Origin of the sequence: Tenacibaculum sp., assembly GCF_050290165.1 — a bacterium.
Classification (GTDB): domain Bacteria; phylum Bacteroidota; class Bacteroidia; order Flavobacteriales; family Flavobacteriaceae; genus Polaribacter.
Genome location: NZ_JBNKHD010000011.1, coordinates 214,725 through 231,270, shown reverse-complemented (window position 1 = coordinate 231,270; position 16,546 = coordinate 214,725). Strand labels below are relative to the sequence as shown.

General features: G+C 31.6%; 11 protein-coding genes. 10 read left to right on the top strand and 1 reads right to left on the bottom strand.

Features of this window, described 5'->3' with window-relative positions:
* Positions 1–75 precede the first annotated feature (75 nt).
* Positions 76–1,932 carry a hypothetical protein gene (locus tag ACQY6M_RS08880; RefSeq protein WP_428740793.1) on the top strand — a complete coding sequence of 619 codons (1,857 nt, stop codon included), beginning with the start codon at positions 76–78 and terminating at the stop codon, positions 1,930–1,932.
* Positions 1,933–2,075: 143 nt separating this feature from the next.
* Positions 2,076–3,002, top strand: a complete 927-nt coding sequence (gene mdh, locus ACQY6M_RS08875; protein ID WP_428740792.1) for a malate dehydrogenase — start codon at positions 2,076–2,078, stop codon at positions 3,000–3,002.
* 207 nt (positions 3,003–3,209) lie between these two features.
* Here the strand turns inward: mdh and ACQY6M_RS08870 are convergent, their stop codons facing one another.
* Positions 3,210–3,893, bottom strand: coding sequence for a cell division ATP-binding protein FtsE (locus ACQY6M_RS08870; RefSeq protein ID WP_428740791.1), 684 nt, complete (start codon positions 3,891–3,893; stop codon positions 3,210–3,212).
* A gap of 188 nt (positions 3,894–4,081) precedes the next feature.
* On the opposite strand from ACQY6M_RS08870, the gene ACQY6M_RS08865 reads away from it, so the two are divergent.
* The 8 genes from ACQY6M_RS08865 to ACQY6M_RS08830 all read left to right on the top strand — a co-directional run bounded on the left by ACQY6M_RS08865 (position 4,082) and on the right by ACQY6M_RS08830 (position 16,514).
* The gene (locus ACQY6M_RS08865) at positions 4,082–7,039 is read left to right on the top strand and encodes a tetratricopeptide repeat protein (RefSeq protein ID WP_428740790.1); all 2,958 of its coding nucleotides are present in this window, start codon (positions 4,082–4,084) and stop codon (positions 7,037–7,039) included.
* Between the two features lie 39 nt (positions 7,040–7,078).
* Positions 7,079–8,860 (top strand): hypothetical protein, encoded by a 1,782-nt coding sequence (locus ACQY6M_RS08860; protein ID WP_428740789.1) that lies wholly within the window; start codon positions 7,079–7,081, stop codon positions 8,858–8,860.
* A 50-nt stretch (positions 8,861–8,910) separates the two neighbouring features.
* The gene (locus ACQY6M_RS08855; RefSeq protein WP_428740788.1) at positions 8,911–10,350 is read left to right on the top strand and encodes a M20/M25/M40 family metallo-hydrolase; all 1,440 of its coding nucleotides are present in this window, start codon (positions 8,911–8,913) and stop codon (positions 10,348–10,350) included.
* Positions 10,351–10,585: 235 nt separating this feature from the next.
* Positions 10,586–10,945: a DoxX family protein gene (locus ACQY6M_RS08850; RefSeq protein ID WP_428740787.1), complete on the top strand. Its 360-nt coding sequence runs from the start codon at positions 10,586–10,588 to the stop codon at positions 10,943–10,945.
* 423 nt (positions 10,946–11,368) lie between these two features.
* Positions 11,369–12,115, top strand: a complete 747-nt coding sequence (locus tag ACQY6M_RS08845) for an outer membrane beta-barrel protein (protein ID WP_428740786.1) — start codon at positions 11,369–11,371, stop codon at positions 12,113–12,115.
* A 12-nt stretch (positions 12,116–12,127) separates the two neighbouring features.
* Positions 12,128–13,888 carry a S41 family peptidase gene (locus ACQY6M_RS08840; protein WP_428740785.1) on the top strand — a complete coding sequence of 587 codons (1,761 nt, stop codon included), beginning with the start codon at positions 12,128–12,130 and terminating at the stop codon, positions 13,886–13,888.
* Between the two features lie 109 nt (positions 13,889–13,997).
* A complete protein-coding gene (locus tag ACQY6M_RS08835) occupies positions 13,998–15,611 on the top strand; it encodes an amidohydrolase (RefSeq protein ID WP_428740784.1) in 1,614 nt (537 codons plus the stop codon).
* 363 nt (positions 15,612–15,974) lie between these two features.
* Positions 15,975–16,514, top strand: coding sequence for a sigma-70 family RNA polymerase sigma factor (locus tag ACQY6M_RS08830; protein ID WP_428740783.1), 540 nt, complete (start codon positions 15,975–15,977; stop codon positions 16,512–16,514).
* Positions 16,515–16,546: the final 32 nt, after the last annotated feature.

Below are 16,546 nucleotides of genomic sequence, written 5' to 3'. Positions count from 1 at the left end.
AATAGGATTTTTTTATTACCTATATTCGCTACCAATTTAATTTTAACATATTTTCAACCCCATATTTTAAATGTTATGAAAACAAAAATTTCACTATTATTCCTTTTAACCTCTTTATTAAGCTTTTCTCAAAGTAAAACATGGGAAAAAGACCTAAATAAGGAACTTTATCAAGTAGGATGGATAAAACAAGCCAGTGATGGAAACATTATTGCTTCTGGTGCTAAAGGATTACTTGCTATGGATAATAAAACAGGAAACATTCTGTGGCACAACAAAGAATTAAAAGCTATAGACAAAAGCACATTTTTAAATATAGATGGTCTACCTTTTTTCTATGTTGAATACGCTCCTGTAGTAGGAAAAGTACGAGGAATTATACTTAACTCTAGTAATGGTAATATTGTTTTTGACACCAAAGACAAAGGATACAGAATTAAAGATTACACATTACTTCATGATAAAGGTATTGTTCTTTTTGAATTGCTTGAAGACAAGAAACAAAAACTTATGAGTTTTGATTTAGCCAAAAGTCAATTAAACTGGATAACAGATTTAGGTGAAGTAAGTAGTATTTTCAAAAAACTACTAGGCAATTCATTCATAGATCATGGTCCATTTTTTACTTCTCCTAACAATTTAATTGTTGGTATAAAGGATCAAATTTTTGCTATTAATTTTACGAATGGAGAAATCACATGGCAACACAAAACCAAAAAGAAGGTTAATGCTCTAGTATATTCAGAGAAAAACAACAATTTATATGTTGGAATAAAGAAATCTAGTAAATTATTAGTTCTTAACCCTGATAATGGTACTGACATCACTCCTGGAAAATTAAAATTAAGAGGAGAATTAATAGATGTTACTACGAATAATAATGGCGATTTAATTTTGGTAGAAACGGAAGGTTTTAATATCATAAACCCTGAAACTAATTTATTTAAGTGGAAAAAAAGTTTCAAAATCGAATACCTTGATGAAGTTATCCCTCATGAAAAAGGATTTATCGCTATTGGTAAAGATGAGAAAAAAGGTTCTATTGCATTAGTTTCTCCAGAAGGTAAAAAAATATGGAATACCAATGTTAATGGATACGCTTACTACATAACTCCAACAGAAAAAGGTGTTTTATACATTTCAACAGAAAGGTCTAATATTTTAGACTATGGAAAAGGGAAAGACGTTTGGAGAAGAGATGTAAAATTCAAATCAATTCCAGCTGTAACTTTTGATGAAAATGAGAACAAAGTAATTCTTTTTGAAAATAAAAAAGGATATAAATTCGATTTAGAATCTGGTGAAATTAATCAGTTTGCTGACGACATTAGATTAGAAGAAGTTAAAAGAAAAACTCCTTTAGTAGCTGAATATATAAAAGATGAAGGATATTTACTATATACCGACCAACATATATCTTTATTAAAACCTGATGGAACAATTAAATATTCTAGTTATTACAAACCTGCCTCTTCAATTGAAGGGTTAACTGGTGTAGCACAACTTGGTCTTGCATTTGCAGGTGTCGATTTTGACATACAAGGTTCATTAGACAATATTGAAATGTTAAGTAGTTTATCCAATGGAGCCTACAGAACTTCAAAAGACCAAACTGACGGAACCTCTGAAACTTCTCAAATAGCTGGTTTATATATAGGAACAGGTGATGGAAATATGCACGAAATTTTCAATGTAACTTCAAAGCGTTTTTATAATTCAAAAATCACTAAAAACAGCCAATTTATTGTTACTAAAATAAAAAGAGAAGATGCTCCTTCCATTCATAAAATTATTAAGGTAAATAAAGCATCAGGAAAAATTGAAACTGAAATTACCTTATTAGACAAAACACCAAATTATGTAATTGACACAGTAGATGACATGGTATTTATCAATGAGAAAAATCACCTAATTTCTGCTCATAAGTTCTAATTACTTCTAGTAAGATAAAAAAGAAAAGCTTCCTGAAATTTCAGGAAGCTTTTCTTTTTTATCCTTAGTCAAATCGCTATTTTTGTGCATCTTGTGCGGATTCCGCACTTATAAACATATTAATTACAAAAAACATATATAAAATGAAAGTAACGGTTGTAGGAGCAGGTGCAGTAGGTGCAAGTTGTGCTGAGTACATTGCTATTAAAAATTTCGCTTCTGAAGTTGTTTTAGTAGACATTAAAGAAGGTTTTGCAGAAGGTAAAGCTATGGATTTAATGCAAACTGCTTCTTTAAATGGTTTCGACACTAAAATTACAGGAACTACTGGTGATTATAGCAAAACTGCTGGATCTGATATTTGTGTAATTACTTCTGGTATTGCTCGTAAACCAGGAATGTCTCGTGACGAGTTATTAGGAATCAACGCTGGTATTGTAAAAACAGTAGCAGCTAGTTTAGTAGAGCAATCTCCTAACACAATTATTATTGTAGTATCGAACCCAATGGATACTATGACGTATTTAGTACACAAAGCAACTGGATTACCAAAAAACAGAATTATTGGTATGGGTGGTGCATTAGATTCTGCTCGTTTCAAATATCGTTTAGCTGAAGCTTTAGAAGCTCCTATTTCTGATGTTGACGGAATGGTTATCGGAGGTCACTCTGACAAAGGAATGGTACCTTTAACTCGTTTGGCTACTCGTAACTCTGTTCCTGTATCTGAATTCTTATCAGAAGAAAGATTAGAACAAGTAAAAGAAGATACTAAAGTTGGTGGTGCTACCTTAACAGGTTTATTAGGTACTTCTGCTTGGTATGCTCCTGGTGCTGCTGTATCTGGATTAGTACAAGCAATTGCTTGTGACCAAAAGAAAATCTATCCTTGTTCAGCTTTAGTAGAAGGTGAATACGGATTATCTGGTTTATGTATTGGTGTACCTGTAGTATTAGGTAAAAACGGAATTGAAAAAATCGTTGAAATTAACTTAAGCGAAGAAGAAAAAGAAGCCTTAACTTCTTCAGCTGAAGCTGTAAAAAACAACAACGCTGCGTTAACTTTCTAAAAAGTTAAGAGCACATAATTTCAAAAGTCCTGAGCAATTATTTGTTCAGGATTTTTTTATAAAAAAATGTTAAAGTTATAATGATGGCGTAAGATTCTGTGGAATTATACGTCTTTATAGTAGAGAAACATTAGTAGTGTTTCTTTTCATAGTTTTTCATAGCAATTTTCCCACTTCATCCTTGAAGTGGGTTTCTTTTTTATAATACTATACTGCTTGTTGTACTACTTCAAACAGTTCTCCACCCTCACATTTAATCACTTTTTGCTTAAACTTTACAATTAATTGATAATCGTGAGTTGCCATCAAAATTGTTTTTCCACTTTGGTGAATTTCATTCAACAGTTCCATTACCTCAAGTGAAGTTTTAGGATCTAAATTCCCTGTAGGCTCATCTGCTAATATTAATTCAGGATCATTTAATAAAGCTCTTGCAATAGCTACACGTTGTTGTTCACCTCCTGAAAGTTCAAAGGTTTGCTTGTAGTATTTTTCCTTCATCCCTACTTTATCTAAAACTTCATGAATTTTATCTTTCATCTCGTTTTTATCTTTCCAACCCGTAGCTTTTAATACAAATTCTAAATTTTCAAAAACATTTCTATCGTTCAACAATTTAAAATCTTGAAAAACAATCCCTAGTTTTCTTCGTAGGAATGGAATATCCTTCTCTTTCATTTGCTTTAAATCAAAGTCAACTATACTCCCCAGACCACGTTGCAAACGTAAATCTCCATACAAGGTTTTTAACAAGCTACTTTTTCCGCTTCCAGTCTTTCCTATCAGATAATAGAAATCTCCCTTATTCAATGTAAAATTTACTTTTGACAATACTAAATTGTCTTGTTGATAAATGTCTGCATTTTCAAGGTGTAAAACCGGATTTTCCATGTAGTATATGTTTTTTACAAATCTAAAATTTTATAATGTAATTCTGTAACATTTCTTACTTTTGGTAAAAAATCTTCCAACAAAAATAAAAAACTAACGTTATAGTTTCTAGATAACTAAAAAATATGAGATTTAATTGTTTCAAAAAAAGCTATTGTTTATTCTTTTTTTTAACCATCACCGCATCAATGGTAGCACAACAAACGGCTATCAATTCAGATATTAATACCGATTTTCACAAAGCTACACGCTTGTATAATAATAAAGCATATGCTGCTTCTCAAGTTCTTTTTAGAGAGGTTTCAAAAAAATCAGAAAAGCACCATAGTTTAAAAGCTGACGCCGATTACTATGATGCAATGTGTGCCATAAAATTGCAACAAGATGATGCTGATGAAAGAGTTTTACAGTTTGTAAAAAACTATCCTTATAACAACAAAAAGGAAAAAGCATTTTTAAATGTTGGAAACTATTATTTTGCCAATAGAAAAGCGGCTCATTCTTTAAAGTGGTATCAAAAAGTAAACGAAAAGCTATTAAATCAAGAAGAAAAAGATGAGCTCAACTATAAAATGGGATATGCTCTTTTAGTTTCTAATTATTTAAAAGATGCTAAACCACGCTTTCAATCCTTATTAGGAAATCCCGTTTACGGTAACGACGCTCGTTATTACTACGGATTTATCGCCTATAAACAAGAAAATTTTGGAGAGGCTGAAGATAATTTAAGTCAATTAGCTAACGATGCTACTTATCAAGCAAAAGCGAATTATTATATCTTAGATATCAGTTTTAAGGCTGGAAGGTTTGACAAATCAATTCAAATTGGAGAAAAATTATTAGAAACTACTAAAGATCCGAAAGAGATTTCTGAGATTTCTAAAATAGTAGGGGAAAGTTATTTCAATCTAAAACAATACGATAAAGCGATTCCCTTTTTAATAGAATACAAAGGTAAAAATGGTCGTTGGACAAACACCGACTATTATTATTTAGGCTATGCTTACTATCAACAAAAAGACTATGAAACTGCTATTAGCAATTTCAACAAAATTATTGATGGAAACAACAAAGTAGCTCAAAATGCTTACTATCACTTAGCAGAATGTTATTTAGAACTGGATAAAAAACATGAGGCTTTAAATGCTTTTAAGAACGCTAGTGAAATGGATTTTGACGCTAAAATTACAGAAAGCGCTTCATTAAATTACGCTAAATTGAGCTATGAAGAAGGAAATCCTTACGAAAGTGTTCCTGATGTTTTAAAAGGCTTTTTGGCAAAGTACCCAACTTCGCCAAATACTGCTGAAATTAGTAATTTATTAGTTACCTCGTACTTACACCAACAAGACTACCAGGGTGCATTAGACTTTTTAAATACTTCTGAAACACCAGATAGTAAAAGTATCATTAATGAAGTTTCATTGTACAGAGGTATTCAGTTATTTAATGAAAATAAGGTAAGCGAAGCCAAACCTTATTTTATTAATGCTTCACAATCGGAAAACGCAATAGTAAGCAGCAAAGGAGCTTATTGGTTAGCTGAAACAGAATATTTATTAGGAAATTATCAAAATGCTTTAGAGCGTTTCTTATCTGTTACCGATAAGGAGATTGACGAAGCTAAGATGTTAAACTATCAAATTGGATATACTAATTTCAAACTAAAAAGCTACCCAAATGCTGCAAAATACTTTCAGCAATTCTTAGATCAAAATCTTGATGATAATGATTTAAACGATGATGCTTCAAATCGTTTAGGAGATTCTTTTTATGCTTCAAAAAGCTATACAAATGCTATTAATGCTTATAACAAAGTAATTCAAGAAGGTGGTGTGGGTGCAGATTATGCACAATATCAAACAGCTATGAGTAATGGTTTCTTAGGGAAAAATGATGTTAAAATTAAAGACCTTGAAACACTGATTAACGAATACGAAGGATCTCAGTTAAAAGATGATGCTTTATTCCAATTGGCAACAACTTATACAACCTTAAATAAGGACTCAAAAGCACAAAAAGCATACGAGCGCTTATTAGCCAATTACCCTACAAGTAACTACGTTCCAAACGTTCTTTTACGTCAAGGATTATTATACTATGGAAGTAATAACAATAGAAAAGCAATTGAAAAATATAAAGAAGTTGTTGCAAAACATCCAAACTCTAATGAGGCAAGACAAGCAGTTACCAACATTAAAAATGTATATATTGATTTAGGTAAAGTTGATGAGTATGCTGCTTGGGTAAAAAATGTGAGTTTTGCTAACGTTACCAATGCAGAGTTAGACAATGCTACTTACCAATCTGCTGAAAACAAATTCTTAGAAAATAACAACGCCAAAGCTATTGAAGGTTTTAATAAATATTTACAAACATTCCCTAATGGAATTAATGTATTAAAAGCTCATTTTTATTTAGCTCAAGCGTATAACAATACTAAGTTATTTGATAATGCTGTTCCTCATTACACTCATGTAGCTAAAGAAAATAAAAGTGAATTCACTGAAGAATCGTTGACTAAACTTGCGAACATCTATCTTAAAAAACAAGATTGGAATAATGGTATTTTAGTACTTCAACAATTAGAAAAGGATGCTAATTATCCACAAAACATCATTTTTGCTCAAAGTAATTTGATGAAAGGATACTATAAAAAAGACGATTACGCGAATGCTATTACTTATGCTGAAAAGGTCTTAGCCATAGGAAAAGTAGACACCAATATTGCAGAAGATGCTAAAATCATTTTAGCTCGTTCTTCTTTCAAAAACAATGATTTTTTAACTGCAGAAGAATATTTTAACGAAGCTAGCAGAAAAGCAACAGGAGAGTTAAAAGCCGAGTGTTTATACTACAATGCATTCTTTTTGCATGAAAATAAAGAATACGAAGCATCTACCAAAGCTGTTCAAGACTTAATTGCTAATTACTCATCATATAAGTACTGGGGGGTGAAAAGCTATATAATTATGGCAAAGAATTATTACGCTTTAAAAGATGCCTACCAAGCTACTTACATCTTAGAGAATATCATCAAAAACTTTACACAGTATAAAGATGTAATTGAAGAAGCTAAAAATGAACTTCGTACCATCAAAAATAAAGAAGCAAAGACAAACGAATCAGTAACTACCCAAAACTAAAATTTGTTAACAACAAACGAAAGTTAAATGATTAGATCGATGAAAAAGCACCTAAGTTTACTTGTTTTATTTGTGATAGCATATGCAAATGCACAAGAAAAGAATGTTACCAATAAAGCAAAAGACACTATAATAAAAACAGAAGTTGTAAACGTAGTAACTTCATATGTCCCAAAAATTACGGATGCCTTTAAAATAAAGCAAAAACCGGTAATTGAACACACCAAAGAAACTCAGAAAAAAGCGTTAGAATATCAAATATTTTCAGTTCCAGTAGCTTCTACCTTTATTCCTAAAAGTGGAACTATGAAAAAAGTAGATCTTGGAAAAAGAGAAAAGCTATACGACAACTATGTGTCTATTGGTCTTGGAAATGTCCTTTCTCCTTTTTTGGAGGCTTATGTTAGACGTAGTCAAAGCTACAACAGTGAATTAGGGGCGCATTTAAAGTTTTTACTGTCTTCTGATCCAGTTGCTGACACTAAATTAAGTAGCAGTTTTTACAATATCGATTTAAACTTAACTTATACACAACAAGAACGTTATTTTCAATGGACGGCTGGTTTAGATGCTGAAAAAGACAAATACAACTGGTATGGTTTACCTACTAATATCACATTTACTAAAGCTACTATAAGTGCTATCGAAGAAGCTCAAAGCTACAATCACTTTAAAATATTTGGTCAGGTAAAACCTGATGATTCTTATTTAGAAGAAGCTAACGGGCAAATTGCTTTTTTCTCAGACTCTTTTGAAAGTGCTGAATTTTTAGTAGATGGTAATGCGCAATTCAAATTTCCGCTTGACAATTTTCACCGTCAATTAAATGATTTGTATGTAAACACTACTCTTAATTATTTAGGAGGATCTTATGCTTATGCATACGATGCTACTACACCTATTGATTTTAATTTTATTACGTTAGGTGTTCATCCAACCTATAAATTTAATGTACAAGATTTAGCAATTTTATTAGGCGCAAAAAGTTACTTCTCTATGGATACAGAACGTAGTGAAAATAGCTTTTTCATCTACCCTGATGTAGAAATCTCATATCCAATTATTAAAGATTTTGCGAATGTATTTGTAGGGGCTTCAGGTGATTTAACGACCAATATGTATCAAACTTTTACAGATGATAATCCGTACTTATCTCCTACTCTTGACATGCGTCAAACTAATAAAAAATATGATGTTTTTGGGGGTATTAGAGGTAATTTAGATCACGAATTCAGTTATAATGCTAAAGTAAGCTATGCTGATATTGAGAACAATCCATTTTTTGTACTAAATCAATCAAAATCAGATGGTGATAACATTGCAGGAACTAACGGATTTACTTTTTATGGATATGAATACGGGAACTCTTTTAAAGTAGTGTATGATGACATTAAATTGATGTCCTTTTTAGGTGAAATTGCTTATGACGGCATAAAGAATCTGACTATTGGAGCCAATGCTCAATTCAATAAATTTACGTTAACCAATGAAGCAGAAGCTTGGAACACCCCTAAAATAAAAGGTGAAATTTTCGGAACCTACAAAACTGACAAATGGTATGCTGGAGCAAATTTCTATTTTGTTGGAAACAGAAAAGGAAGAGTTTATGATGCTTTGCCTGCTGATACCTTTACTGCTACAGACCTAGAAAGCTATTTTGATGTGAATTTTAATGGTGGATATCATTTTGATGATTCATTCTCTGTCTTTTTAAACTTAAACAATGTTTTGAATAACAGCTATCAGCGATTTAATAACTTTAATGTACAAGGATTCCAAGCAATGGGAGGTTTAACTTGGAAGTTTGATACGCTGTTCTAGCATTTAAAATATAAAACTTACATTTAGGGTATTAAAAATTAATACCCTAAATGAAAAAAACTACCTTTTTGCTAGCGGCAAGTATTGCTTTCTTTGCCTGTAAAACAGAAAAAAAACAAATCACAACAGCTTCAAACAACTACACAGAAGCTAGTTATAAACAAGATTCAACACAAATTAAACAACTATTCAATTCGGCTCTTACCGAAGGGAAATCCTACGGATGGTTGCGTGATTTAACTCAAAACATTGGTAGCCGTTTATCAGGTTCTGAAGGTGCTGCGAAATCAGTTATTTGGGGAGAACAACTGATGAAAGAAGTTGGTTTAGATTCTGTTTGGTTGCAACCAGTTATGGTACCTCATTGGGTTCGCGGAGAAAAAGAAGTCGCTAACTATGAATTTAATGGAGAAAAAATTAATGTTCCTATTTGTGCTTTAGGAGCCTCTATAGCTACACCTTCTAATGGAATAACTACAGAAGTTATCGAAGTAAAAAATATTGAAGAAGCTAAAAACCTAGGAGATAAAGCCAATGGTAAAATTGTATTCTTCAATGGCGCTTTTGACAATACATTGATTAGTACATTTCGTGCCTATGGTGGTTGTGTAGCGCAACGCTTTGCAGGTGCAGCTACTGTTGGTAAATTTGGAGCTAAAGGAGTTATTGTTCGTTCTATGACCAATGGAATTAACGATTATCCACATACAGGCACTATGGGGTATGGTGATATTCCTAAAGAAGAATATATACCCGCAGCTGCAATAAGTTCTCGTGCAGCAGAAAATTTAAGTAAACACTTAAAAGAAAATCCTAATTTACAATTCTACTTTAAGCAAAGTTGTCAAACTCTTCCAGATGCACCTTCGTATAACGTAGTTGGGGAAATTAAAGGAAGCGAACATCCTGATAAAATTATGGTGATTGGCGGACATTTAGATTCGTGGGATTTAGGTGATGGTGCACACGATGACGGAACAGGGATTGTACAGTCACTAGAGGTAGCCTATTTATTAAAAAAGAACAACATCAAGCCAAAAAACACCATCCGTATTGTGTTTTTCATGAATGAAGAAAATGGCTTACGTGGTGCTACAGAATATGCTCGTTTAGCAAAAGAAAATGGAGAACTTCATATTGGAGCATTAGAATCTGATGAAGGCGGACATACCCCTAGAGGTTTTTCTATTGATGCCAATAAAAATAATTTGGCTTTATTACAAGGGTGGAAAAAATTATTAGCTCCTTACGGATTACATGACATTACAAGTGGAGGTAGCGGTGCCGATATTGGTCCTTTAAAAGAAGATCACGTTACTTTAGTAGGATACAGACCTGATTCACAACGCTATTTTGATTATCATCACGCAGCTACAGACACCTTTGACAAAGTAAACAAACGTGAACTAGAATTAGGAAGTGCCTCTATGGCTAGTATAGTATATTTAATGGATAAATACTTGTATAATAACGAAACTTTAAAACCTTAACAATAAGGATGAATGAAAAGTTAAACAAAGAGTATTTTAAAACTAAAAGAAAGTATAAAGAAGGACTTAGAAAAAATCGTATTACTTTAAAAAAAAGTATTTTCAATTTAATTATTGCGCTTATTTTAATTTTCTTGTACAATATTTTTAACAATTATCTATCTAAGAAAATTGAGCAAAATAAAAAGAAAGACACTTCTAAACTATACTATCAACTTTATAACAAACATAGTTAATGAACACATTAATACTAGTGCTGCGAATAATATTCGGTCTTTTTTTAGGTTTTGCAGGTGTTATGCATTTTGTGAAACCTAAAATGTTTAATCGGTTTATTCCTAATTTTCTTCCAAAACTAACAGTAAATTATATAGCTGGTTTTTTGGAATTTACCATAGGTGTTTCTTTACTTATCAATCAAACAGCAAAACAAGCAGGCTTGGCCATGTTTGTGTTAATGCTTATTTTTTTACCAATTCATATTTGGGATGTTTTTAGAGAAAAACCAGCCATTGGTTCAAAAAAAATAGCCATCATAAGAGTACCACTCCAATTTTTATTGCTATACATTGCCTATTTAATTTATACTCACTAATGAGAACTCTTCCTTAATAAGGCTAGAAAACCTCATATCTTTTAGATGGTTATTTCATAAAAAAACTACATTTAAGTTTAAAAATCTTGAATGTAGTTTTCGTCCTTTTCAACTATATTATTAGTAATAAAATACATGAAGAGCATTTTTTTTGTAAAAAAATAAAATTTATTTTAAAATTTATTCGTCAGAACACATAGCAAACTATAATACTATTAACCAAAACACTAACTAACTTTTGTTTTTATACTTTTTACATTAAAATAATACAAAATTCATTTCTTTTTAACATTATTCAAAATAAAACATTAGGGTTTTCACCTATTCATCTGTTTTAGTACCGCAATTTTATTCTAGAAAAAAATTACGCTATATCCATATTCGGATACCATTTATTATTTATTAATTTAAACATTAACACGCATGAAAAATAAAAAAACTCATGGGCGAAAGCATTCTTTTATCCCTAAAGTATTCTTACTCCTCTTTGTTTCCTTTTTGATTAACTCTTCCCTTTCTGCCCAAAACAAGTTTAGGGTAAGCTTCTCTGGAGGATTGAATAACAATAATATTACATATAGTGCTAGTAATAGAGTAGATACTAAGTATGTAGATGAGAATGGAAATTACTTTAAAACTGGAGTCAACTTTAAAGTATATAAACATATTAGTATACAAACAGGGTTAACCTACCTTAATAAAAACTATAGGTTTCAAAGAACAGGAACACGTGAAGGTGTTTCAACCCTTCATAAATCGAGATATTTTAACATCCCAGTAATGGTAGGAATACAACCACTACATCAAGCTTTAAAAAGCACCAAATTCAACTTTGAGGTTTTTGCTGGAACCTATGTAGGCTGGTGGAACTCACTTAAAAGAGAAAGTACAGTTGAAGTTTTTGGAGAATTGGATTTTGATGGCTTCCCTAAGAAAACAGTGACAGAGTCTTACGACTTTGATAAAAATGAAAATCATTTTAACAGAGTAGATTATGGTTTACAAGCTGAAACCAGAATAGGCTATAACTTTTACAAAAACCTAAGTCTATTTGTTGAGTATTCTTTTATGTATGGTTTATCTGATAACCAGAAAAAACAATTAAGAAAAACTTCTAATTATTATTATACCACCTCTAATTACGGTATGGGAATATCTTACAACTTTTAAAAACTAATTATTATGAAAAAACTTAAATACTTATTACAAATATTTATACTAGTTCTATCATTACATACTCTTCAATCTTGTAGAGAAGATTCTTTAGATGTAGCAGAGTTAAACAGAACTGAAGTTGCTAATTATTCTGATCTTTTCAATGCTTTTTGGGATACCATGAATAACGATTACAACTATTTTAACGAACAAGAAGAAAGTTGGGATAATGTATATAAAAAATATAGTCCTAAGTTTAAAAAACTAACAACTTTTAATAAGGCGGATGCAAATCCTATTGACGCTGAAAAAGAAGCTAATTTAGCTTTTAAATATTTTGCTGAAATTATTACTGGAAAAGTTTTAGACCAACATTTCGGTTTAAATGTAACCATCCCTTTACCAAGTGTTAAATTACCTGGTCGTAGCGCTTCTATCTCAGCTGGTTTTTCTAGCAACATGAAGTACAAATACACTAAAGAAGACGGCTTTGTTAGCTTTGGAAGAAATCAAAGAAACCCAAAAATTGACAAAAGTGAAGTAAGCTTCATTATGACTAATGATAAGCTAGACCCTACTACAATTGTTCAAGAAGGTCCTATTTTAGCTGGTTTCTTAAAAAGTGATCCAGAAACAATGTATATTCAGTTAACTGGTTTTGAAGTTTACCCAACTGCTATAACAGACGGAGCATTCCCTTTATTAGAAGACATAAGTGATATTGAAGGAATTAATCAATCGTATTTTGATGACTTAAAAAAATTAGATAACGAAGCTGGTACTGAGTTTGAAACTCTATTGAAAGAAAACTTAAGTTCTTTTAAAACATTAGTAAGTACAATAATTAACTCTAACGAGTACAACACTTACATAGAGGCTCTTAACAAATTTAAAAACACTGAGTTAATTGACGATTTTGAAAACAGTTTAACTCCTTTAGCCAACTTCACACAAGCTGCTAAAAATGAGTTCAAAACAAAACATGCAAATGTGCTACCTACATTAGGTGCTTATTATAATGCTTCAAGTACTACTGAAGCACAAAAAGAAGCTGTTAGTATACTTTACGGAATTTACAATAAACGCATAGCAACTTATCAAAAAGTTTCTAGCTTTGCTAGTACCGTTTCTTTCTTTGGTTTTACTTTTACTGATGAATTTGATGTACTCTTAAACTCTATTACTTCTAATTACAATTTTAATCTTTATCAAAAATTATACAATCCTATAACCAATGGTAATGCAAAAAAAATAATTTTAGATTTACGTGGTAACGGCGGTGGATATGTAATTGATGCTCGCATTTTCACTGAAAGATTTATAACTCAACAAAAAGTTTGGGGATACCAAAGAACTAAAGAAGGAAACGGTCGTTTCAACTACAGTCCATGGACACCTGTAGAAACAAAACCTCACAAATTTGCCCTTCAACAAAATATTCCTATCGCAGTCTTAATTGATGAAAACTCTTTTAGTATGTCTGAAATTAGTACTATGATGATTAAATCTCAAGGAGATCATATAACTATTGTTGGAGATAATAGTGGTGGTGGTACTGCTGGTTTAGGAGGTCAAGATTCATTTAACGGAGGTAATAGATTAAGTAATGGTTATTTAGAGTTTTACATGCCTTTAATGGCGTTTAAAAACAGTGAAGAAAAAGTTGTTGAAGCTATTGGTGTTGCTCCAGATGTAAAAACTATCCCTACACAAAAACAAGTAGACGAACTAACAACAACTTATATTGATCCTGCTTTTGACGCTGCTTTAAAAGCCGTTAGTAAATAGGGACTTTTTTTCTTATGTATTTTTATAAAAGGAAAACTAGTTTTAGTTTTCCTTTTTTTGTTTAAGTTTAAATACATTTGAACATCTATACTTTTAATGTAATGCTACCATGAAAAAAACACTACTTCCCCTACTCGCTTTTAGCCTATTATTTTCTTGCAAACCTCAAGAAAAAGTAGACGCTATTGTTATCAATGCCAAAGTTTACACGGTAAATGCTAACTCAGATAAAGTAGAAAGCTTTGCTATAAAAGGTGGAAAATTTATCGCTGTAGGGAACAACAAAGAAATTCAAGAAAAATATACAGCTACGAATCTCATTGACGCAAAAGACAACCCTGTATACCCTGGATTTATAGATACACATTGTCATTTTTACGGGTTAGGTTTACAACAGCAAAAAGTAGACTTGGTGGGTACAGAAAGTTACGATGATGTACTTCAACGTTTGATTGATTTTCAAAAAGAAAAAAACACAAGCTACATCACAGGTCGTGGTTGGGATCAAAACGATTGGGAAATCAAAGAATTTCCTACCAAAGAAAAATTAGATAGTATTTTCCCTAGTATTCCTGTAGCAATTACACGAATAGATGGTCATGCAATGTTGGTAAATCAAACAGCTATAGATTTAGCTGGAATTACTCTTGACTCAAAGATTGAGGGTGGTGAGTTTATTAAAAAAGATGGAAAATTAACAGGGGTAATTATTGATAATGCGATGAACTTTGTCAACATTCCTAAACCTTCTAAACAAGCACAAATTCAAGCTTTAAAAGATGCAGAAAAAATCTGTTTCAATCTAGGATTAACCACTGTTGACGATGCAGGATTGGACAAAGAGGTTATTGAATTAATTGACAGCTTACAGCAATCAGGTGATTTAAAAATGCGAGTGTACGCTATGATTTCAAACTATCCAGCAAATCTTGATTATTACCTCAACAAAGGCATTGTAAAAACGGATAGATTAAATGTTCGCTCTGTAAAAGTGTATGCCGATGGCGCTTTAGGTTCACGAGGAGCTGCCCTTAAAGATGAATACTCTGACAAGAAAGGACATTTTGGAGCTTTGGTAAACTCGTATGAAAACTTGCAAAAAGTAGCTAAAAGAATTGCAGATTCAGAGTATCAAATGAATACCCATGCTATTGGTGATTCTGCCAACTATGTAATGTTGAAAACCTACAATGAAGTATTAAAAAACAAAAACGATAGACGCTGGCGTATTGAACATGCTCAAATTGTTGATGTAAAAGATTTCGATTTATTCAAAAACGTACTTCCTTCTATACAACCAACACATGCCACTTCTGATATGTATTGGGCAGAAGACCGTGTAGGTTCTGAGAGAATAAAAGGTGCCTATGCATACAACGATTTATTAAAAGAATATGGAAAAGTTGCTTTAGGAACCGATTTCCCTATCGAACATGTAAGTCCAATATATACTTTTTATGCAGCTACTATTAGAAAAGATTTAAAAGGTTATCCAGAAAATGGATACCAAATGAACAACGCTCTATCAAGAGAAGATGCTTTAAAAGGAATGACCATTTGGAATGCCTATGCTAATTTTGAAGAAAATGAAAAAGGAAGTATCGAAGTTGGTAAACTAGCCGATTTCATTATCCTTGATAAAGACATTATGACTGTTGATGGAAAAGAAATACCAAAAACAAAAGTGTTAGCTACCTATGTAAATGGTAAAAAAGTAAACTAACAAGAAAACTTTATAACTAGATACCATCAGTTTAAAAGACACTTGAGAGCAACAGCTTTTAAGTGTCTTTTTTCATTTAGAACATGCTTCAAAAATATTTTACAAAATAAATGCATCTTTTTTCGCTTTTTCATGTCTACTATATGAACTTAAAAAATACACATCATGAAAAATAATAATCAATGTACTTGCACCTGTGAAGGATGTAAAACAGGAGACTGTTCTAATTGCACTTGTGAAAACTGCACATGTAGCAATTGTAACTGTTAATTAAATCAAACTCTTAATATTTTGTCATTCTGAATAAAATGAAAACCACAACTATCATTTTACACAGAGTGACATTTTTTGTAAATTTATAGGATGACAACACAACAAGTTTGGACAAAATATGCGGATGATATAAAACACTTTATTTTAAGTAAAGTGAAGGATATTACTGTGACTGATGATCTTTTACAAGAAACATTTATAAAAGTTCATACAAAACTCCATACACTAAAAGACATCACTAAACTAAAACCGTGGATTTTTTCGATTGCTCGTAACACTGTGATGGACTATTTTAAAAATACCAATCAAACAGTTGAGCTTGCAAGTTTTGAAGTACAAACAGAATTAGAAGAACATTCCCATACTGAAAAAGATTGTCTACGTGGAATCTTACAAAGCTTGCCAAAAAAATACCGAGACCCTCTTTTCCTTTCAGATATCAAAGGACTAAAACAACAGGAAGTTGCTAATCAACTAAATCAAAATTTGCCCACGACCAAATCACAAATTCAACGTGCCCGTAAACTGATAGCACGAGGTTTTATGGATTGCTGTGGATTTGTTTTAAACGAAGAAGGGAAATTAGTAGGTGAAATTCAGGAGAAAGAGGATTGTAAGGTTTGTAAATAAATTATATATTAAAACTCTTAATATTTTTTGCT

Bases quoted from the DNA above. Each gene is read 5' to 3' on its own strand.
- ACQY6M_RS08840 (WP_428740785.1), top strand. From the start codon at position 12,128: ATGAAAAAACTTAAATACTTATTACAAATATTTATACTAGTTCTATCA.
- ACQY6M_RS08850 (WP_428740787.1), top strand. From the start codon at position 10,586: ATGAACACATTAATACTAGTGCTGCGAATAATATTCGGTCTTTTTTTA.
- ACQY6M_RS08830 (WP_428740783.1), top strand. From the start codon at position 15,975: ATGACAACACAACAAGTTTGGACAAAATATGCGGATGATATAAAACAC.
- mdh (WP_428740792.1), top strand. From the start codon at position 2,076: ATGAAAGTAACGGTTGTAGGAGCAGGTGCAGTAGGTGCAAGTTGTGCT.
- ACQY6M_RS08865 (WP_428740790.1), top strand. From the start codon at position 4,082: ATGGTAGCACAACAAACGGCTATCAATTCAGATATTAATACCGATTTT.
- ACQY6M_RS08870 (WP_428740791.1), bottom strand. From the start codon at position 3,893: ATGGAAAATCCGGTTTTACACCTTGAAAATGCAGACATTTATCAACAA.
- ACQY6M_RS08880 (WP_428740793.1), top strand. From the start codon at position 76: ATGAAAACAAAAATTTCACTATTATTCCTTTTAACCTCTTTATTAAGC.
- ACQY6M_RS08845 (WP_428740786.1), top strand. From the start codon at position 11,369: ATGAAAAATAAAAAAACTCATGGGCGAAAGCATTCTTTTATCCCTAAA.
- ACQY6M_RS08835 (WP_428740784.1), top strand. From the start codon at position 13,998: ATGAAAAAAACACTACTTCCCCTACTCGCTTTTAGCCTATTATTTTCT.
- ACQY6M_RS08855 (WP_428740788.1), top strand. From the start codon at position 8,911: ATGAAAAAAACTACCTTTTTGCTAGCGGCAAGTATTGCTTTCTTTGCC.
- ACQY6M_RS08860 (WP_428740789.1), top strand. From the start codon at position 7,079: ATGAAAAAGCACCTAAGTTTACTTGTTTTATTTGTGATAGCATATGCA.